This is a genomic window from Comamonas sp. DB36, from assembly GCF_057914905.1.
Genome location: NZ_CP196633.1, coordinates 331,780 through 351,042 on the forward strand (window position 1 = coordinate 331,780; position 19,263 = coordinate 351,042).

14 protein-coding genes and 2 pseudogenes are annotated in these 19,263 nt (G+C 61.6%); 10 read left to right on the forward strand and 6 right to left on the reverse strand.

Translation table 11 applies throughout. The features are described 5' to 3' along the window. Positions 1 to 259 precede the first annotated feature (259 nt). Positions 260 to 472: a hypothetical protein gene (locus ACSVDO_RS25890; RefSeq protein WP_489597442.1), complete on the reverse strand. Its 213-nt coding sequence runs from the start codon at positions 470 to 472 to the stop codon at positions 260 to 262. A gap of 50 nt (positions 473 to 522) precedes the next feature. Between ACSVDO_RS25890 and ACSVDO_RS25895 the strand changes: the two genes are divergently transcribed. Then, the gene (locus ACSVDO_RS25895) at positions 523 to 2,136 is read left to right on the forward strand and encodes a methyl-accepting chemotaxis protein (protein WP_332535940.1); all 1,614 of its coding nucleotides are present in this window, start codon (positions 523 to 525) and stop codon (positions 2,134 to 2,136) included. A gap of 30 nt (positions 2,137 to 2,166) precedes the next feature. On the opposite strand, the gene ACSVDO_RS25900 is transcribed toward ACSVDO_RS25895, so the two are convergent. Both ACSVDO_RS25900 and ACSVDO_RS25905 read right to left on the reverse strand, forming a co-directional pair. Further along, on the reverse strand, positions 2,167 to 2,925 hold the full coding sequence (locus tag ACSVDO_RS25900; RefSeq protein WP_489597444.1) for a response regulator: 759 nt from the start codon (positions 2,923 to 2,925) through the stop codon (positions 2,167 to 2,169). A 4-nt stretch (positions 2,926 to 2,929) separates the two neighbouring features. Continuing rightward, on the reverse strand, positions 2,930 to 3,625 hold the full coding sequence (locus tag ACSVDO_RS25905; protein WP_489597445.1) for a response regulator: 696 nt from the start codon (positions 3,623 to 3,625) through the stop codon (positions 2,930 to 2,932). Positions 3,626 to 3,763: 138 nt separating this feature from the next. Here ACSVDO_RS25905 and ACSVDO_RS25910 point away from each other — a divergent pair, with 138 nt between their 5' ends. From ACSVDO_RS25910 to ACSVDO_RS25950, 9 genes and pseudogenes are all read left to right on the forward strand, one after another. Next, positions 3,764 to 4,147, forward strand: a complete 384-nt coding sequence (locus tag ACSVDO_RS25910; RefSeq protein ID WP_489597898.1) for a response regulator transcription factor — start codon at positions 3,764 to 3,766, stop codon at positions 4,145 to 4,147. After that, entirely contained in the window at positions 4,131 to 4,904 is a 774-nt protein-coding gene (locus tag ACSVDO_RS25915) for an HD-GYP domain-containing protein (RefSeq protein ID WP_489597447.1), read from the forward strand. The genes ACSVDO_RS25910 and ACSVDO_RS25915 overlap by 17 nt, the downstream gene beginning before the upstream one ends. A 26-nt stretch (positions 4,905 to 4,930) precedes the next feature. Beyond that, positions 4,931 to 5,725 (forward strand): ABC transporter substrate-binding protein, encoded by a 795-nt coding sequence (locus tag ACSVDO_RS25920; protein WP_332683115.1) that lies wholly within the window; start codon positions 4,931 to 4,933, stop codon positions 5,723 to 5,725. A gap of 100 nt (positions 5,726 to 5,825) precedes the next feature. Beyond that, positions 5,826 to 8,273 (forward strand): sensor histidine kinase, encoded by a 2,448-nt coding sequence (locus tag ACSVDO_RS25925; protein WP_489597449.1) that lies wholly within the window; start codon positions 5,826 to 5,828, stop codon positions 8,271 to 8,273. A gap of 307 nt (positions 8,274 to 8,580) precedes the next feature. Next, positions 8,581 to 9,102, forward strand: a complete 522-nt coding sequence (locus ACSVDO_RS25930) for a chemotaxis protein CheW (RefSeq protein WP_489597451.1) — start codon at positions 8,581 to 8,583, stop codon at positions 9,100 to 9,102. An 87-nt stretch (positions 9,103 to 9,189) separates the two neighbouring features. Next, positions 9,190 to 10,926 (forward strand): methyl-accepting chemotaxis protein, encoded by a 1,737-nt coding sequence (locus ACSVDO_RS25935; protein ID WP_489597453.1) that lies wholly within the window; start codon positions 9,190 to 9,192, stop codon positions 10,924 to 10,926. A 192-nt stretch (positions 10,927 to 11,118) separates the two neighbouring features. Next, positions 11,119 to 12,405 (forward strand): annotated as a pseudogene (locus ACSVDO_RS25940) (methyl-accepting chemotaxis protein); the annotation flags it as partial. A 9-nt stretch (positions 12,406 to 12,414) separates the two neighbouring features. Further along, the gene (locus ACSVDO_RS25945; protein WP_489597454.1) at positions 12,415 to 13,920 is read left to right on the forward strand and encodes a chemotaxis protein CheW; all 1,506 of its coding nucleotides are present in this window, start codon (positions 12,415 to 12,417) and stop codon (positions 13,918 to 13,920) included. 102 nt (positions 13,921 to 14,022) lie between these two features. Then, entirely contained in the window at positions 14,023 to 15,324 is a 1,302-nt protein-coding gene (locus ACSVDO_RS25950; RefSeq protein ID WP_489597456.1) for a cyclic di-GMP phosphodiesterase, read from the forward strand. A 75-nt stretch (positions 15,325 to 15,399) separates the two neighbouring features. On the opposite strand, the pseudogene ACSVDO_RS25955 reads toward ACSVDO_RS25950, so the two are convergent. The 3 genes and pseudogenes from ACSVDO_RS25955 to ACSVDO_RS25965 form a co-directional block, all read right to left on the reverse strand. Then, a pseudogene (locus tag ACSVDO_RS25955) lies at positions 15,400 to 15,556 on the reverse strand (transposase domain-containing protein); the annotation flags it as partial. 167 nt (positions 15,557 to 15,723) lie between these two features. Beyond that, positions 15,724 to 16,593 carry a dienelactone hydrolase family protein gene (locus ACSVDO_RS25960; RefSeq protein WP_489597458.1) on the reverse strand — a complete coding sequence of 290 codons (870 nt, stop codon included), beginning with the start codon at positions 16,591 to 16,593 and terminating at the stop codon, positions 15,724 to 15,726. Between the two features lie 1,637 nt (positions 16,594 to 18,230). Further along, a complete protein-coding gene (locus ACSVDO_RS25965) occupies positions 18,231 to 19,259 on the reverse strand; it encodes a ParB/RepB/Spo0J family partition protein (RefSeq protein WP_332535967.1) in 1,029 nt (342 codons plus the stop codon). Between the last annotated feature and the right edge of the window lie 4 nt (positions 19,260 to 19,263).

A 19,263-nucleotide genomic window follows, 5' to 3' on the forward strand; every position in this document is an offset into this window, starting at 1 on the left:
CCCGCCATGAGATCCGCAATGCATTGGTGCATTTCCTGATGAATCCATGCCGGGACGTTTTTGCCTTATCGATAGTGCGCCGGCCTGGCAACGAACCGCTGTCGCCAAAATGTCTCTCTAAGGGGAAACCATGGATGGGCAGCGCAGCCGTGGTGCGCTAGGGGCTGGGCGCAGCCCCGAGGCCTCAAACGCTGCAGGCCATCTAGGACGCACGCATCGCGCAGCAGAACCTGGCCCTGCCGCGAGTGCAAGTCATCCCTCATTCCCGATGGGCGCGATCGGGAGACAGGCAGGCCCATGCACTGCGAGCAGCCCGGCGGCGATTTCTGGCATCGCAGCGCATTCGATGGTCTCGGAAAAGCGGAAAAGCGCCGCCAATACTGCAGACATCAACGGCTTCAAAAAAATCATACCCAACATAATTATCAGAAACTTGTTTCATTTTCACCGAAATTCGGATGTAATTCGCCATGCGGCCCTGGCCCCGAATCCGCCGCTACGCCTCCAACTTCATAGGCCTACATGCGCAAAAACCTACCTATCACCCAGCAGGAGTTCACCCTTTCCGCAAATGACACTCTGGTGTCCGTGACGGACCTCAAGGGAAGGATCACCTATTGCAACAATGCGTTCATCCATGTGAGCGGCTTCCAGCGGGAGGAGTTGCTGGGTCAATCCCATAATCTGGTCCGCCATCCCGACATGCCTTCGGAGGCATTCCGCGACATGTGGGAGACGATACAGTCCGGCTTGCCGTGGACGGGCTTCGTCAAGAACCGCCGCAAGGATGGAGACCATTATTGGGTGCAGGCGAACGCGACTCCCATGATGAACGGCAACCAGATCACGGGATTTCTGTCGGTGCGAACCGTTCCCAGCCGGGAAGAAGTGCGCGCCGCCGAGGCGTTGTATGCGCAGTTGAGGTCCGGGCAGGAAACAGGAAAGACGAATCTGGGACTGCGGGGCGGCCATGTGGTGCACAAGGGGCTGGCCGGATGGCTCAGGCGCCTGGTCCAGCCCTCTCTGGCTGTCAAGCTGATGCTCACACAGGCGGCGGCCATGGCCACCGTGGTCGCAGCGCATTTTCTGGGCGCTCCGGGATACGCGCTGCTGGGCGCCGCGGCACTGGCGCTGATGGCCAGTGCATTTCTCATCCAGGCCTTCGCCGTCCAGCCGCTGCACCGCCTGGTCAAGGATGCGAACCGCCTCGCAGCGGGCGACTTGTCGTGCAGCGTTGAAACCGGAGCCGCCGACGTGGTGGGGCGTCTGCAACAGGCACTGAATCAACTGAGCGTGAACCTGTGCACGGTGGTGAGCGACGTACGTCAGGAAGTGAGCCATCTGGACGTGGCGGTGCAGGAAATCGCCTCGGGAAACAACGATCTATCCTCCCGCACCGAGACACAGGCCAGCAGCCTGGAGCAGACGGCAGCCTCGATGGAGGAAGTCAACGGCACCATCCAGAACAGCGCCACTTCGGCGAGCCATGGCGCTCAGATGGCCCGAGACACCACCGAGATCGCCCGCAACGGCGATGCAGCGGTCAAGCATCTTGCCGACACCATGGAAGGCATAGCCGCGTCGTCCAGGCGCATCGAGGACATCATCCAGTTGATAGAAGGCGTGGCATTCCAGACCAACATCCTGGCTTTGAACGCTGCGGTGGAAGCGGCCCGGGCGGGAGACCAGGGACGCGGCTTTGCGGTGGTGGCGTCCGAAGTGCGCGCACTGGCGCAGCGCACGGCAGCCGCGGCCAAGGACATCAAGCAACTCATCAGCGAGTCGGGCACGCGCGTTACGGCGGGCGTCACCAGCGCCGCACAGGCGCGAGAGCGCATGCAAGCCGTCGTGCAATCGATAGGCCAGGTGAACGTCTTGCTCGACGAGATCAGCACTGCCGCAGGCGAGCAGCAGGTGGGGATATCCCAGATCAACGAGGCGGTGGCCCACATGGACTCCATCACGCAACAGAATGCGGCCATGGTGGAAGAGCTCGCAGCTGCGGCGCAATCGGTCCATGGCCAGGTGCAAAGCGTCAGCAACTCCATGCGCCTGTTCCGCTTGGGGGCCAACGAGGTCTCGCTGTCTCAACTCGATGCGGTAACCTTGCGCCGCGCCGGCAAGGCCGGAGATTGAGCCAGGCCTACCCGCGCCCCGCTCGCGAAATTAGGCCAAGCCGACGTTGAGCAGCCGGGCGCGCAGTTTTCCCCAGGCGATGGCCGCGGCCTGGGCATCACCTTCGGCGGCCCGCGATTCCAGCGCCTTTGCGGTCCTGCCGTCCTGGGCCCAGCCCAGGGTGCAAAACACGGTGGACAGACTGTGCGACAGGCGCTGCAGCGCCGGGAGATCGCCCGACCGCAGTGCGGCGTCGCCCACCGCCAGATCGTTGGCAAACTGCGCGAGGCACTTGGCGCGATAGGCCAGGAACAGTGCCGTATTACCGTCGAAATACGCAGCGATCGCCGCGTCTTCAGAACTATCCAAGCCCGGCGCGGGCGGCGCAACTGCGGACTGGCTCGCAGGAGAGTCAGAACGCTGCGCAAGCGCATCGCTCACGCAGGCGAGCAGTTGGACCACGGATGCCGGCTTGTTCAACACGCGCCACACGCCGCGGCCTTCCAGCTCTGCGGGCTTGCCAGCGCCCAGGCCGGCGCTGAAGATCACCACCTTGGCGCCGGCCACAAGCGCGGGCTCGGCATGCAAGCGATCGAGCAGATCGTAGCCCGACAAGCCGGGCAGCATCAGATCGGAAATGATCAGTTGCACCGGGCCGTCCTTGAGCACAGCGAGCGCGCTTTCCACATCGGTGCACACGGTCAGCTCCAGCCCCTGGTCTTCCAATGCCATCTCGATGAAGCGCGCGATGGAAACATCGTCCTCCACAAGCAGCACGCGCGCCAGCGCTGCGCCAGGCTCTTTCGTCATGGGTTCACTCCTCGCGCACAGAAGACTGCCGCCCTTCCAGGCTCTGGGCAAGAAGCGCGGGCAGTTCGGCCACCAAGCGTGGCTTGTAGATGACATTGACGCCCTGCAATGCGAATGCATACGGAGCGCGCTGGGCTTCATCCAGCGAGGTCACGACGATCAACTGGCTCTTGGCGAACTGGGGATGCGAGCGCAGCGTGGTGATGAGGGTGCCGCCATCGATGCCGGGCAGCAGGATGTCCACAATCAGGATATCGGGCTGGATCTGGCCGTACATGGCCAGCCCCGTGATTCCATCATTCGCAATGTGCAACTGCCACTGTGGAAAGTGTTGCGTCACCAGCAGGGACACCAGGTTCTGGAAGTGTATGGAATCCTCGATCAGCAGCACATGCATTGCGCCAGCTACCGCCGTCTTGACCGCGTGAGGCGGCTGTGCCGACGCGACCGCCGAGCGCACAGTCCCTTGCACCGCGGGATCGGCTGCCTGCGTCTCCTCGCCGGCGCGCGCGCGCAAACACTGCTCCACCGACTGACGCGAAATGCGCCGGTGGCCCCCCGGAGTCTTCCACGCCTGCAGCTCGTTGCGGTCCACCATCAGCTGCACGGAGCGCACGGCCAGCCCGAGCATACGCGCAGCTTCGAAGGTGGTGAGCTGGTCTGACGCAGCCGAAGTGTCTAAGGGTGTTTCATTTTTCATGTCTTGGATAGTTTACTTGCAAACGATTTGTATTGCAGTGACTTGCAAGCAAATCAAATGATTGATATGATAAATTTACTTCTGTTTACGCAGCAATTCTGTGAATTTGAACAATTTCTTGTCTCCATGCAGGAACATATGAAAAAAGTACTCATAGTCGAAGACCACGCCGACATCCGCAAACTGCTGCACATGACCCTGGAATTTGAGGATTTCGAGATCTATGAAGCGGCCGACGGCGATACCGGCCTGGAGATGGCACGCAGCCACGCTCCCGATGTGGTGCTGCTGGACGTCATGATGCCCGGAACGCTGTCGGGCCTGGAGGTCTGCCGCTGCATCAAGGCGAACCCGGCGCTCAGGCATACCAAGGTCATCATGCTCACGGCACGCGGCCAGGCAGAAGACCGGCAAAACGGCATGAACGCCGGTGCCGATGAATACCTCGTCAAACCTTTCAGCACCATCCAGGTGCTGGAAACAGTTTACCGACTGGAAGCGGCCCATGAGCAACACTGCTGAGCGTACCCACCACCTGCCGCCCGGCGAAAGCCTGCGCTTTGACGAAGCGGCGGCCGAACAGATGATCCGCTTTGTCGAAGATTTCGGGCATGTGTACCGTGAACGCAACAAGGCACTCAAGGATCTCACCCGGGCGCACAACGAAACACTGCTGCAATTGTGCACGGCAGCGGAGGCGCGCGACGACGACACTTGCGTGCACATCGTGCGCATCGGCTTTCTTGCCGAGGCGCTGGCGCTTCTCCTGGGCTGCAAGCAGGACTTTGCACGCATGCTGCGACGCGCCGCGCCCATGCATGACATCGGCAAGATCGGCACCCCGGACCATGTGCTCAAGAAAGCCGGCCCCCTCACGCAGGAAGAGCGTGCAATCATCCAACGGCATCCGCGCGCGGGTGCCGAGATCATCGGCAATTCGAGCGTACCGGTGTTCCGCCTCGCGGCCGAGGTTGCACTGACCCACCACGAACGCTACGACGGCACGGGCTACCCAAGTGGACTCGCAGGGCACAACATTCCCTTGTCGGGCCGCATCACTGCCATCGTCGATTTCTACGACGCCTTGACCATGGATCGCGTCTATCGCCCGGCAATGACTGCCAGCACGGCCCTGGATATGCTCGTGGAGCAACGCGGCAAGGCATTCGATCCCGTGATCGTGGACACATTCGTTCTTCACAGCGAAATGCTGGACGGCTTGCGCTGCAGAATCAGCAAGCTGCGCCCCTCATTTGCCGATTTGATAGACGCACCGTGAGTGAAAGAAACACCATGAAGACCACCATGCATACCCTCATTCAATTCGCTTGCGTCAGCACCCTTGCCAGCCTGGTCTGCAGCGGGGCCGCGTCGGCGGGACCGGTGCAGGACAGGGTCTCGGGCAAGAAGGTGGTGCGCGTATGCATCTGGCCCGATTACTATGGCGTCACGTTCAGGAATCCGCGTACCCAGCAATTGAAAGGCATAGACATCGATCTGTCCGCAGAACTGGGCATGGATCTCAAGGTGAAGGTGGAATACGTCGAGTCCTCTTTCACCTCGATTGCCGAGGATCTGCGCACCGACCGTTGCGACGTAGGCATGTTCGCCATCGGCATGCTGCCCCAGCGCCTGGCCCACATGCGGTTCACCCAGCCCTACCTCAGCAGCGACATCTACGGCATCACCACCCAGAGCAATGCCGTGATCAAGCAATGGTCCGATATCGACCAGTCAGGCGTGCTGGTTGGCGTGCAGGCGGGCACCTTCATGGAACCTGTGATGAGCGAACGCCTCAAGCACGCCAAGCTGATCCGGATCTCGCCCCCGGCTACGCGCGAGCAGGAATTGGAAAGCGGACGGATCGATGTGTTCCTGTCCGACTACCCCTACACCCGCCGCTTGCTCGACAACGCCGACTGGGCGCGCCTGGTTTCTCCGCCCAAGCCGGTGTACGTGCTGCCGTATGCCTATGCCGTGAAGCCGGGAGACGACGCCTGGCTCAAGACCATGGATGATTTTGTCGCACGCACCAAGCGTGACGGCAGATTGGATGCCGCAGCGAGCAGGAACGGCCTCTCCGAAATTGTCGTTCGTTGACATGGCGCCAGCATCTTTCCTGCAGAGATTGCGCGGCAATTTGCGCGCTTTCGCCGCAAGCCTGGGTCCCAGATCAAGCACGCAAGCCTTGGTTGCGGGCATGTTGCTGACCGCCGGTGTTCTGGTGGCGACCCTGTGGGTGGCTTTCAATGACAGGGAGGAAACCATACTCTCGGTTCAGGAAAAGGCGGAACTGGTGGCACGCATGCTGGAGGACCAGACCACACGCACCGTCGAAACCGGTTTTTTCGCAATGGACACGCTGGTCGAGTTCGCCTCATTGCAGGCATCCAACGCGGAAAAGACCCGCACCGAAGCCTTTCTGAAACAGGCACTGGGAGGCCTGCCGTTCATGCGCAGCCTGGCGTTGGTGGACACGAATGGCCGGGTGATCGCCAGCAGCACGCCCGGGGAAGCAGGGCTGAATATCGCGCTGGCGAAACTGGGATACGGTCCGCGGCACAGTCGGCATGCCATGGGCCCGCTCACGCTAGGGCGCAGCCTTGCGGCCCTGAGCACCGACAATCTCCAGCGTCCGACACCCGCGGGCCTGGCCTTCATACCTCTTTTGCGTCCATTCATGGCGCAAGACGGACAGCAGCTGATACTGGTCGGGCTGCTCAACCCGGACTCCCTGGCCAACCAGCAGCAGATGGCTGTGGGCCGCATCGGGTTTCGCTCGATGATTGCCGCGTACGAGGGCAAGGTGCTCGCGACGTCCGGTGCGACATTGGCGCAAGGCTCCAACATTGCAGATCTGCCGGTGTTCCGCACCTATCTGCCCGCTCAACAGCATGGCATCTTCATCGGGCAAGGCTTCGGCGGTCAGGAGCAGATCGTTGCGTTTCGACTCTCCAGGACACAACCCCTGGTGATAATGGTCGAGGAGTCCATGGACAGCGCCATGGCACGCTGGCAGCAGGATGTCATAGGGTATCTGTACGTCGGCTTCGCGGCCTGCGCCTTGATGCTGCTGCTCTCGATCGTGGCATGGCGCGGACTGCGTTCGCGTGAAGCGGCGCGTCGCATGGCGCGGCAGGTTCAAGTTCGCATTGCGCAAAGCGAACGCGAACTGGCGGTGCTGATGCGCAGCGTGCAGGAAGTCATCTTCCGCACCAACACTGCGGGCCGCATCACGTTCGTCAATGCACGGCTGGCCTTGCTCACCGGCGGCAGCGAATCGCAGACGATTGGCCGCACGCTGCAGGAGCTGGTCGAGCCCAGCTACAGGTCGGCCGTGGAAAATCTCTTCGCGCGCGCCGAAGCCGGCGGGGTCCGCACCTGTCAAGCCATGTTCCGCCTCGACGGCGGTCGCCAGCTGCTGTTCGACGTGGCGATGGTGCCGCTGCTGGAAAACGGCAAGCTGATGGGCTACGCCGGCAGCGCCGTGGACATCACCGAACGCTGGGTGGCCCAGCAGGAACTGCAAAACGAGCTGGAGTTCCGCGGGCTGGTGCTGGAGGTCAATCCCCTGCCTATCTCCATGACGGACATCCAGGGACGGCTGATGATGGTCAATCGCGCATGGGAAGCATACAAAGGTCGCGATCGCGCGCAGGTCATAGGCCTGCGCCTGGCGGACTTTCTTCCCGCCGAGGAAGTCGCGGTCCATGAATCCGCAGACCGGCAGCTGCTGGGCGAGGGCGGTCAGACCATGTTTGAAACCCGGGTGCTTCACGGCGGCAAGACCTGGCGCGACACACGGATCACGAAGGCCCTGGTGTACGACGCCGGCGGACAGGCAACGGCCATACTTTGCACGTTGATGGATGTCAGCGACTTTCGCGCGGCGGAGCGGCTGACACGCCAGGCGCAGGAGGCCTCCGATGAGGCCGCACGCTCCAAATCCGAATTCGTCGCCAACATGAGCCATGAATTGCGCACGCCCCTGCAATCCATCATGGGATTTTCGGAATTGGGCATGTTCCGCAGCAAGGCGGATGCCCGATTGACCGGCATGTTCGAGGACATCCACCGCTCGGGCGAACGCATGCTGTCGCTGGTCAACGACCTGCTGGATGTGGCCAAGCTGGAAAGCACGGTGGGCACTTTCCAGCTCGAGCGGGTGGACCTGCGCGGCGTCATCTACCCGGTGCTGCGCGAGCTCGATCCACTGCTGGCCCAGCGCAAGCTGCGCCTGGACGTGGCGCTGGGCGACCTGCCGCTCACCGCCAAGGTCGATCCGGTGCGCTTCCAGCAGGTCATACGCAACGTGCTGGCCAACGCCATCAAGTTCTCTCCCCAGGCATCGTCCATCGCCCTGCTCGGCAGGATGGACAGCAGGGGCCAGATCCGGCTCGCCGTACGCGACCATGGTCCGGGCATTCCGGAACATGAACTCGGCGCCATCTTCGAGGCTTTCAAGCAGTCCAGTACCACCAAGGACGGCTCGGGCGGCACAGGCCTGGGCCTGGCCATCTGCAAGAAGATCGTGGAGGCCCTGGGCGGGCGGATCTATGCCGAGAACGTCAAGCATGGCGGGTCGGTTTTCCACATCATTTTGCCGGCACGCGGCTTCAGCGAGACCATCCCGGCCGAGCTGCAGTAACGCGTTTTTCCGCCCCGGCAGCCACGCAAGCTGTCCGGCTGCGGCACCCAACCGCCGCCAGCGCCCTGGCGCCGCGCTTTCCGAGGCGAAACACGCGCCAACGCGCAGACAAACGCCATCTCCCGGTCTCGTCGGGCGATGCAGCGCTGGGCGCCGACCGCGCCCTGAGTCGGCGACGCCACCGCAAAAAACAGCAGAAATATCACACCCCATATAAAAATGAAAAAACAGACAAAATACATTTGAAAAAAATCATTTTTATCACTATCATGTAATCATTGTTGCAAAAGATACATATTTACGCACCATGACCACCTCCGTCCCCCCCCCCCGCTCTTCCTCAGCGACAAAAGAATCTCCCGTCTTGCCGCGTGAGTACCTGGCCTTTCGCCTGGGCGCCGAACAGTACGGCATCGACATACTGCGCGTACAGGAAATCCGTTCTTTCGAGCCGCCCACCCGCCTGGCGCATGCGCCCGACTTCATCACGGGCGTGATTGATCTGCGCGGGCGCATCGTGCCCATCGTGGATCTGCGCATAAAGCTGCAATGCGCCGAAGTGGCCTACAACGAAAGCACCGTCGTCATCATTCTGGACATGGGCATGTCTACAGTGGTGGGCGCGGTAGTGGACTCCGTCGCCGATGTGGTGTCGCTCGCAGCCGAGCAGATCAAGCCCTCGCCGCAGTTCGCGACACAAGGGTGCCTGGACCCGTCGTTCGTGCAAGGCATAGCCCACATGGACGACCGCATGCTGATCCTGATGGACATCACGGCTTTGCTCAACAACGACGGCATCGACTGGGCTGAGACCGCGGCGCCGGCCTGACCTGGCACAGGTCGCCGCATAAAACACCACTTTCACAGAGCCTGCGCCATCGAGCGGGCTCTGGCTTTCCCTCCGACCGAGCCCACCATGAACAACTTCAAAATTTCCACTCGCCTCGCAGGCACGTTTGCCATACTGGTCGCGGTATTGCTGGCCGTGGTCGCGGTAGCCTGGTCGCAACTCGCGGCCATGGGCACCCAGACCCGCGAAATCACCGAAAACTGGCTGCCCAGTGTCGAGCAGGTCAACCAGCTCAACACGGGACTATCAGATGCGCGCATCTACGAGCTGCGCCATGTGATGGCTTCGGACGCGCCGGCCATGGCCGGGCATGAAAAGGCCATGCGCCAGCTGCAGGAAAAACTGGACATGATCAAGAAGTCCTATGAAGCGCTGATCAGTTCGCCTGAAGAGAGGAAGCTGTACGACGAATTCGTCGCCGACCGCGAAAAGTATGTCCAGCTCTCCGCAAAGATCTTCGAACTCTCGCACAACAACGACAAGGAACAGGCGGCGGCCTTGCTCGGCGGTGAATCCCTGCGCCTTTACGAAAAGTCCTCGGCAACGCTCTTGAAGCTGGTGGATCTCAACGGCAAGGGCGCGCGCGAAGACGCGCAGCATGCCATGCAGATCGAGTCGCAGGCGCGCATTGTTATGGTGACGACGGCCGCACTGGCCGTGTCCTTTGCGGCATTGGCGGCGCTGTGGCTGATACGCTCCATCACCCGGCCCCTGGCGCAGGCGGTCAATGTGGCCGACCGCATCGCCGATGGCGACCTGAATGTCGAGATCGCCGGCCAGGGCCGCGACGAGACGGGCCAGTTGCTCGGCGCATTGCAGCGCATGCAGCAAAGTCTGGTGAGCACCGTGAGCACGGTGCGCCAGAACGCGGAAGGCGTGGCTTCGGCCAGCGCGGAAATCGCCTCGGGCAACAACGATCTTTCCAACCGCACGGAGCAGCAGGCCTCGGCGCTGCAAGAGACGGCGGCCTCGATGGAGCAGTTGGGCTCGACCGTACGCCAGAACGCTGACAGTGCCAAGCAGGCCAATCAGCTGGCCGTCAACGCGTCCACGGTGGCCGAGCAGGGCGGCCAGGTCGTGAGCCAGGTCGTGGAAACCATGAAGGAAATCAACGCCAGCAGCACCAGGATCGCCGACATCATCAGCGTCATCGACGGCATCGCTTTCCAGACCAACATCCTGGCGCTCAATGCAGCAGTGGAAGCCGCGCGCGCCGGTGAGCAAGGCCGCGGCTTTGCCGTCGTGGCCGGCGAGGTCCGCAGCCTGGCCGGGCGCAGCGCCGAAGCCGCCAAGGAAATCAAGAGCCTGATCACCGCCAGCGTGGAGCGCGTGGAGCAGGGCTCCACCCTGGCAGACAAGGCCGGAGCGACCATGACCGAAGTGGTAGGCGCAATTCGGCGCGTGACGGACATCATGGGCGAGATCAGCGCAGCGAGCAGCGAACAGGCGGCAAGTGTGGGCCAGGTCGGAGAGGCAGTCACGCAGATGGACCAGACCACGCAGCAGAACGCGGCGCTCGTGGAGGAGATGGCCGCAGCCGCCAGCAGCCTGAACAGTCAGGCCGGCGAACTGGTCAGCGCGGTGGCGGTCTTCAAGCTGGGCGCAGGCGCCAGCCCGCGCAATGCGCCGGCCCCTGTGCCCCGTCCAGCCACGATCCCGGCGCATCGCCCCGTCGCAGCGCGCGCCTCGCTGCCCGCCAGCAAAATCGGCGCCACGCCTGTCAAGGCCAAGCCGCTTGCCCGCCCTGCGCCCCCCCGGGCCAGCACTGCAGTGGCCGCCGGCGACGAGTGGGAAAGCTTCTGACCGCAGCCAGCAACTGCACGACGTGCTGTTCGACGCGCAGCGTCCAGCCATTCGATTCCTGCCTGATTGCAGAGGGATGCACTCCCTTGGGCAATCAAGCTCACCCTAGGTTTTGCCATGACCCCCACCTCCATCGCCGCTTGCGCATTCCAGCTACCGGACCAGGGCCCACGCACCCAGGCGCTCTACGCTGCCATCAACCGCGTGCAAGCCATCATCGAGTTCTCGCTCGACGGCCGTGTCCTGCATGCCAATGACAATTTTCTGCACACCTTCGGGTATTCGCTGCAGGAAGTACAGAACCAGCACCATCGCATGTTCTGCACGCCGGAGTTCGCAGCATCACGCGAATATGCTTTTTTCTGGGAACGGCTGGGAAAGGGCGAATTCGATGCCGGGGAATATCGGCGCCTGGACAAGCAGGGAAAAGAGATCTGGATACAGGCGTCCTACAACCCCGTGCTCAACGCCCAGGGACGGCCTGAAAGCGTGGTCAAGTTCGCCACGGACATCACCGCGGAAAAAATGCGCAACAGCGAATTCAAGGGCAAGCTCGATGCCCTGTCGCGTTCGCAGGCAGCCATAGAGTTCGACATGCAGGGCAACGTCATCGACGCCAACGCCAACTTTCTGCGCGCGCTGGGCTACACCTTGCCGGAAATCCAGGGGCGGCACCACAGCATGTTCTGCACCCCGGAATTGGTCAAATCCGCCGAATACCGCAACTTCTGGGCGGATCTGTCGCAAGGCCGGTTCCAGAGCGGCCGTTACATGCGGCTGGGCAAGCATGGCGCCGAGGTCTGGATACAGGCCACCTACAACGCCATCACGGACGCCAACGGCAATCCTTACAAGGTGGTGAAATTCGCCATGGACGTCACCGAACAGGTGCATAGGGATCAGACGATACGCGAGAAAGTCCCGGCGATATCCGCCGTGCTGGAGCAGCTCTCGGGCTCCACCGATGGCATCACCAAGAGCTCCCAGCAGTCGCTTGCGCTGGTGCTGTCGGCACAGGAGCAAGCTTGCGGCGGCGCGGCGCTGCTCGAGCGCTCGCGCGAAGCGACACGGCAGATCCAGAATGCGTCCCGCAGTGTCAACGAAATTGTGGACAGCATCCGTGACATCGCCAGCCAGACCAACCTGCTGGCGTTCAACGCCGCCATTGAAGCCGCGCGCGCTGCGGAACATGGACTGGGATTTTCGGTAGTCGCCGACGAGGTACGCAAACTGGCAGAAAAGTCTGCAGCCGCGACCAAGGGCATCAGCCAATTGATGACCGAGACCATGGCACGTATCGAAGAAGGCAGCCGCCTCTCGGAACAGGTCGAAGATGTGTTCTCGAAAATCACGCGTGCCGTGGGCAACTCGTGCGGAGCGATGACGGACATCCACAAGGCCTGCGCCCAGCAAGCCGAAGCCACGCACAGCGCCGCGCGCCTGCTGTCCGAATTGCATGGCGCGTCGACCCGGAGTTAGGACTGGACAATGCATCCATCTCGTTCACCAACCAATCACAACCGCTATGCAATGGTGCGCATGGCTGGCGTCACATTGGCCGTATCGGTGGGCGAAGTCAGCCAGGCGATGCCGTTCAATGGAGCGGCCGGCCATTTGCCGCGCAGCGAACGGCCACTCGTGGGCGTGTTGCATCATCAGGGCAAGGTAGTGCCCGTGGTCGATCTCGCTTGCTGGGGCAGCCTGCGGCAGACAGGCGAGGCGGCCATCCATGCCCAGGTGCTGATACTGCAACACTGCGGCCGAATGACCGCAATCGCCATCGAACGCACGGTCGGTATCGCGGTCGTTGAAGATGGTGCGGTGCAACGGCTACACCATGAGACAGCCGCGCACGAGTTGTTCCACAGCGTTCTGAAAGTGGACGGCTGCGAACACCCGATTCCCCTGCTGGATACCGCGCATCTGATGCAACAGACCCAGGTCTGGGTGCAGGAACAAGCGCTCGAGCGGCCGGCATCCGACGCTCCACCCGCTGCGCGCAGCGCCACGGAAGCCGCCGGCAATGCGTGCACCGAGACTTATGTCGTGGCCGAACTGCAGGGATTGCGCTTCGCCTTGCCGGTCCAGGCCATAGGCAGCATCTTGCAAACTCCGCCGATACAGAAGCTGCCCCAATTGGCAAAAGGCCTGCAAGGCGCTTTTACATGGGGCCGGCGCAACATCCCAGTCGTGCGGATTCACCACGAATTGGGGATGGCACTGCCGCCCGCCGATAGCCCGATGCAGGCCTGGCTGATAGTGGTGCGCACGGAAAGCGCGGCCCTGGGAATTCTGGTCGACCGCCTGGTGGCAGTGCAGCGGTTTGCGTCAAGCCGCCTGCAGCCGGCCCTCACCGCCTTGGGCACCGAAGTGGCGCCCGATCCCGGCGATGCGGGAGCACCGCCCATACAGCTGCTGTCGGCTGCCGCGCTGTTCAGCGCATTTTCCATGAGCGCCATAGGTGCTGCAAGCCCGCAACCCATGCAAGCGCCGGCCCCTGAGCCTGCGCGCACCAGCCCGGTAGAGCTTGTTCGGGGCCATACCGCAGCGCTGGCCAGCAAAGTCTCACCAGAGGCATACCTGATCATCGAGGCCGGCCGCACCGTGGCCGCGCGCCTCAAAAGCATTCAGCATATTGCCATGTGCCCGCCGGCCGGCGCAGACGACAACCTGCCCGAACCCACCCACTTCCCCTGGCGCGGGAAACTGGTTCCGCTGCTTGACCTGCGCAGGCTCACCGACGGCATGGCATGCATTGCGGGGCCCGAAGCACGCGTGCTCATCATGCAGGAGGGCGAGGCGTTGACCGCTCTCGTGGTGGAGGCCGTCCTTGACCTGGTACCGGCTTTGGCGGGCTCCATTATTTCGCTGCGCCTGAACCACGGCCGCAGCCTCGACCTGCTCACCTGCGCAATGGGAGACAAGCAATGCAGTTACGAAGTCGTGGACCTCGGGTCAATTCGGGACGCCCCCAAAAGTACGAGAGAAATGTAAAAAAACCGGCACAGCGTTCACACGCGTAGCGCCGAAAGAGGCATTCTGGTATTTAGGAATCTGATCGCTGCCGGAGTGCGCAGCCCGAAATGGAAATTTTTCATGCTCAAGCGAATCCGCATTCAACATCTGACTCTGGGCATGTACGTACACGACTTCTGCAGCTCCTGGATGGACCATCCGTTCTGGCGCGCCAAGTTCGTTCTCAAAGAGCCCAAGGACCTGGCGCGGATCCAGGCCACCGCCATCAAGGAGGTCTGGATCGACACTTCACGGGGCCTCGATGTGGCCGCAGGCGTGCAGGCCGTCTCGCGTGATGAAGCGGATTTCCAGGTGGAGACCGAATTCGGCATGCTCGACATGCTGACGCCCATGGTGGTGGCCACACCCCATCCCCAAAGCCCGCCGCCTGCGCCTGTTTTCTCTCATGCACTGGGCCGCGCTCCGACCAGCATCAGCGTCGAATTGCAAGCCGCGGCGTCGATCTGCGTGCAAGCTAAACAGGCCGTGGTCTCGATGTTCAACGAGGCACGCATGGGCCAGGCAGTGAACTCGGAGAATGCGCGCAATCTGGTCGAGGAAATCTCCGACTCCGTCACGCGCAACCCCAGCGCGCTGATCAGCCTGGCCCGGCTGAAGACGGCGGACAACTACACCTACATGCATTCAGTGGCGGTTTGCGCACTGATGGTGGCGCTGGCCAGGCAAATCCGCCTGGATGAGGAGCAAACGCGCCTTGCCGGTATGGCGGGCCTGCTGCATGACCTGGGCAAGGCAGCCATACCGCTGGCCGTGCTCAACAAGCCGGGCAAGTTGACGGACGAGGAGTTCGCCATGGTGCAGGACCATGCAGTGCAAGGCTACGCCATGCTCAAGGCAGGCGAAAGCGCGGACGCTGCGGTGCTCGACGCCTGCCGCCACCACCACGAGAAGATGGACGGTACCGGCTATCCGGACAAGCTCAAGGGTGAAGAGATTTCCCTGATCGCACGCATGACGGCCATCTGCGACGTGTATGACGCGGTCACATCCGACCGCGCATACAAGCGCGGCTGGGATCCGGCGGAGTCGCTGCGCTGCATGGCGGAGTGGACCAACGGACACCTCGACCCGCGGCTGTTCCATGCCTTCGTCAAGAGCATAGGCATCTATCCCGTCGGCTCGCTGGTGCGGCTGACTTCGGGCCGCATCGGGGTGGTGATCGAGCAGGGCCAGCAATCGCTGATATCGCCCAAGGTCAAGGTGTTCTTTTCGACGAAGTCGAATCAGCGCATTCCGACCATGGTCATCGACCTCGCCCAGCAAGACCCGGCCGAGAAGATCGTGGCGCGGGAAAATCCAGGCAAGTGGAACTTCACGGATCTCAACGAATTGTGGTCGGGCTTGGCGCAACCTGCCTGCTGAGAGGACGGCATTGTCCGGCCCCAAGGCGATGCGCGGCGATCCCCGGTTGACCTTCACCGGTCACCCAGGTATCGATCAGGAGTTTGGAGCCTGCCAGCGATGCGCCAGCAATTCCTCGATCCGGCTGGCCCGGTGCGTGGGCAAGCGCGTGAGTACGTTCTTCAGGCAGGCATAGGGGTCATGCCCGTTCCAGGCCCATCACCGCGGCCGCGCGCAGGCTGCCGGCGAACAGTATTTGACCGGTCATCCCGTCTTGAAGCATCAGAGACTTCCGCGCAGGATCCCGTCGTGCGCGGCTGCATGAGCTTGTGCGTGAAATGGCTCCGACGCTGACGCGAAATGAGCTTGTTGCTATCGCAATTGGCAGGAATGAGGGGAGGCATTCAACCAACTGGGCAACTACTTTTCGGCAAATGCTCGACTGAAAAACTGCTGCGAAAAATCCAACGATTGCGCTGTCACGGCCGGATTGCGCAAGTGCCGCACATACGCTCCCCGCCCCATGTTTGCCGCAGGGTCCTGGTAGCTTTTGTCTTCCGGGCTGTCCCAGCCATGTGTGGCATTGGCATAAAGGGTCATGTCCACATGGGTGCGAGCTTCGTCAGGCAAGGCGGCAATGAATTTTTGGCAGGAATCTGGTGCGTCGTAGACGTCCTTTTCGCCGGCAAGAATGTGCACGGGAGCACCAGTAAGCGCCGTGTAGACACTTTTCGGATAGACAGGATTTTTGCCTTCGGCGCTGGCAAGATGTGCCCAGCAGACGGGATAAAGTGCCAGGTGCGCAGCGAATTTGTGCTTGCCGCCAGAGTAAGTGGCGTTTTCCTCTTTGGAGCTGGAGAACAATGCCAGCAAGCCGCCATGGGAAAATCCAAGGATGCCGATGCGGTTCGCGTCAATGCGCGGATCCTGGGCAAGATAGTTCAATGCGCCAAAAGTGTGGGGCAAATTCATGCGTGAATTCTTGGGGCGGTTGCCGCGCGAGAACAGGTTGAGTTCCAGCGTGGCGATGCCGGCCTTGTTGAGTGCCTGGACGTAGGGCTTCCTCGTGAGATCCTCATAGCCTCCCGAGCTATGGATCACCACCACCGCCGGGAATTTGGCATCACTTTGGCCGGCGGGTATCGTCAGGTCGCCTTGCACCGTGGTATCTGCTTCAATCAGCGTGTTTGCCCTAAAGGACACACTTTGGCGATCCTGTGCATATGCCGAGCCCGCCCATATTGAACAGCTCATCAGCAGAACTGCGGTTGATTTGAATAGGAGCGTCATGAGCGTTTCCTCAGAGGTTGCAAAAAGTTTAATTGAGCGCAGTCATTAAGACGCCCGGAAAACCCTAGGTTGCAGGCACTTGCAAGTGCTGTTTTAGCTCACCGCGTGTCGAACCCATGTTGGCCGTGGGCCGACCACCGAGGTGTTGATCAGGAGTTGGGCGCCTGCCAGCGCAGCGGCAGCAATTTCTCGACCCGGCCAGGCGCGTGAGCATGTCCTTCAGGTAGGCATAGAAGTCATCCCCGGTCAGGCGCGCCGACTGCCCCGGGCTCATCACCGCGGCCGCGCGTTGGCCCGCACGCTGGCCGCCGGCGAACAGGTTGAGAATCTTTGGCCCGGCAACGATGCCAGGATTAAAAATGCACAAACCAGGGGGGTGTCTTGCAAATCGACGCTACCGCCTTCGAAGGGACCGCGACTGTCTGCTGCCAGCCCGGCTGCCTTGGTGAGACAGCGCCGGCCGAATCATCAGCATCTGGCCGTCCATTTCGCATTGGCAGCCACTGCAGCGTGCTGCCGCCGGTCCGAAAAGCTTTGCCCGCGCATGGCGCTTTGCAAAAACTCTGCGAAATATTGTCGCGGCAAGCATTTTTGGTCCTTTTCGGGCGGAACCGATGAAAGCTGTAAATTTTCACAATCTGGGGGTGAGTGTGTTGCCAAAGAGCGCACATTGCACCGCCGCCGCCCGTGCCGGGCTTTCTTCGCCAGCGCGGGGGCCCTCGCAGTGGCCGGGCACAAAGGTCTGCAAATATGCTTGCAAGGGTGTTTCAGGCTAGATTCGTACCAGCCTGGCAAGCTTGGCAGAGGCAACATCTTGGGGGCCCTGTGCACACGGCTGCATACTGCGGGAGCGGCATCCCCCCCCCCTGCCTTGTGCAGCGTATGCAGCAATTGCCCATCTTTTGGCAACTGCGCAAGCTCACCCCTTGGTTGTGCAAAATTCCGGGCTTTCTTGCAAAGCCGGCATCACAGACCAGGGACCAGGCATTTCCCCAGGCTCGTCAGCAGACAGTTGCACCAAGAACGCTGCAATGCCGGCGCGCGCATGGGGCTTCCATGCGGCATTGCCCGAACAGACTCACCTCCTGCAGCGAAATGCACCGGTGCCACTGGCTTTTGCCGTCGCAGCACGATATGGGCCGCTTCATCCGCTCGCCGATTTGGGCTCAAATGCACAAGAAAGGGGTGAGCAGCAGCAGTTCTCGGCAAGAAATCAGGAGAGCGCTGATATTCGATGCGCAAGCGCCCTGAAGGCTTGCTGACGGCCCCCACCCAGCGGCAGTATTAAATGTTTAATAACCGGCAGTGGGAAGCGGTCCTTGGATGCAAGATCCCTGAGTCAGACCCTGCGGGGAGGCGCGTCGGTCGAGCAAGCCTTCCAGCGGTTGAATTATTAAACGTTTAATAATCAGCCAGCCGTGCTCGCGGCCGCCGCGCGAAAGGCCCAGGCCCCGAATATTAAATGTTTAATAAGACGCAAGACCGGGAGGCTGGAAACGCCGCAGGTCGGATGGGAAAGTAATTGGTCGCAGCTGCCGAATCGCGCCGCAGCTTTACGCCAGCGCTGACAAGAACCTGGCGCCCGCAAAGCGAAGAGAGCCTTGCGGTTTCCGAACGCATCGGAATATGCACCACGGTCACTGCTCTTGTTCTGGCACACCCGCAACCGGGGTGGACACCTGCTTGCCGAACTTGTTCAGAAGCTGGTCCAAGGCCTTGTTGAATTCCTCCTGATCGGCTTCATCGATTTCGATGCTCAGGTCAAACTGCAGGCCCTTTTGCCGCAGCACGCCATTGCTGTAGCGGAAGACCTTGCCGACCTTCTGCTTGAGCGCCGAGCGTGGCTCTTTCTCGAGAAGCAGCGAACACTGGTTGATCATCCAGTTCACGGATTGGCCGTTGGAGCTGAAGATAGACGCCAGCGAACTGGCCTTGTCTTCGGACACCTTGCGCGCAACTTTCGCCAGATTCTGGGCAATGTACGCAGGAAAGCGGCTGGGGTTGAGACGAACGATCTGCAGCGTCTCCTCTGGCAATTTACGGAAAGCCGTGTAGAAGCTCAGCTGGGTCTGCGAGATGCCGGTCTTCTTGGCGATCTCGGACTGGGTCTGCCCCTGCGCATACATCTTGTCGAAGAAGAATGCGCGGTCCAGATCGCAATGCTGCTCGCGCGATTCGTTCTGGTTGTAGCCCAGCCATGCTGCTTGCATGGGGCTCAGATCATGGTGGACCTGCGCTGCAAGTGCATCGAGCACCTTGTGGACGCGGCATGCGGTCACGCGCGTCCAGCCATCGGCAATCATGAAGCGACCAGGTTTGTCCGGGTGCGGGATCACATGGATCACCTCGTACTGGCCGTTGGCACGCAGGCTGTCCGCGCGTTCGCGCAGCACTTCCTGCGAATAGACTTCGCGCGGTGCGTAGGGATTCTCGTCGATCAGATCCAGCGCGATCTGGCGAATGTCGCGGCCGCTGTCTGCAGCGGTTTTGACGGGTTCGCTGGAGGCATCCACCGGATCCGGAGTGAACGGCTTGAATTCGGGCAGCGGGCTGCGTCCGGAGAGGCTGGGCTGATGCGCCTTGGCTGCAAGATCCATCGCCTCGGAGACGCCCATGCGCTGGTGTTTGGGCTTTGCAGCCTTGTCTGTGACTGGAGGTGGGGTCATGGTC

Excerpts from the sequence above, each read along its gene's own strand:
- ACSVDO_RS25890 (WP_489597442.1), bottom strand. The coding sequence starts at position 472 with ATGGCGAATTACATCCGAATTTCGGTGAAAATGAAACAAGTTTCTGAT.
- ACSVDO_RS25895 (WP_332535940.1), top strand. The coding sequence starts at position 523 with ATGCGCAAAAACCTACCTATCACCCAGCAGGAGTTCACCCTTTCCGCA.
- ACSVDO_RS25900 (WP_489597444.1), bottom strand. The coding sequence starts at position 2,925 with ATGACGAAAGAGCCTGGCGCAGCGCTGGCGCGCGTGCTGCTTGTGGAG.
- ACSVDO_RS25905 (WP_489597445.1), bottom strand. The coding sequence starts at position 3,625 with ATGAAAAATGAAACACCCTTAGACACTTCGGCTGCGTCAGACCAGCTC.
- ACSVDO_RS25910 (WP_489597898.1), top strand. The coding sequence starts at position 3,764 with ATGAAAAAAGTACTCATAGTCGAAGACCACGCCGACATCCGCAAACTG.
- ACSVDO_RS25915 (WP_489597447.1), top strand. The coding sequence starts at position 4,131 with ATGAGCAACACTGCTGAGCGTACCCACCACCTGCCGCCCGGCGAAAGC.
- ACSVDO_RS25920 (WP_332683115.1), top strand. The coding sequence starts at position 4,931 with ATGCATACCCTCATTCAATTCGCTTGCGTCAGCACCCTTGCCAGCCTG.
- ACSVDO_RS25925 (WP_489597449.1), top strand. The coding sequence starts at position 5,826 with ATGTTGCTGACCGCCGGTGTTCTGGTGGCGACCCTGTGGGTGGCTTTC.
- ACSVDO_RS25930 (WP_489597451.1), top strand. The coding sequence starts at position 8,581 with ATGACCACCTCCGTCCCCCCCCCCCGCTCTTCCTCAGCGACAAAAGAA.
- ACSVDO_RS25935 (WP_489597453.1), top strand. The coding sequence starts at position 9,190 with ATGAACAACTTCAAAATTTCCACTCGCCTCGCAGGCACGTTTGCCATA.
- ACSVDO_RS25945 (WP_489597454.1), top strand. The coding sequence starts at position 12,415 with ATGCATCCATCTCGTTCACCAACCAATCACAACCGCTATGCAATGGTG.
- ACSVDO_RS25950 (WP_489597456.1), top strand. The coding sequence starts at position 14,023 with ATGCTCAAGCGAATCCGCATTCAACATCTGACTCTGGGCATGTACGTA.
- ACSVDO_RS25960 (WP_489597458.1), bottom strand. The coding sequence starts at position 16,593 with ATGACGCTCCTATTCAAATCAACCGCAGTTCTGCTGATGAGCTGTTCA.
- ACSVDO_RS25965 (WP_332535967.1), bottom strand. The coding sequence starts at position 19,259 with ATGACCCCACCTCCAGTCACAGACAAGGCTGCAAAGCCCAAACACCAG.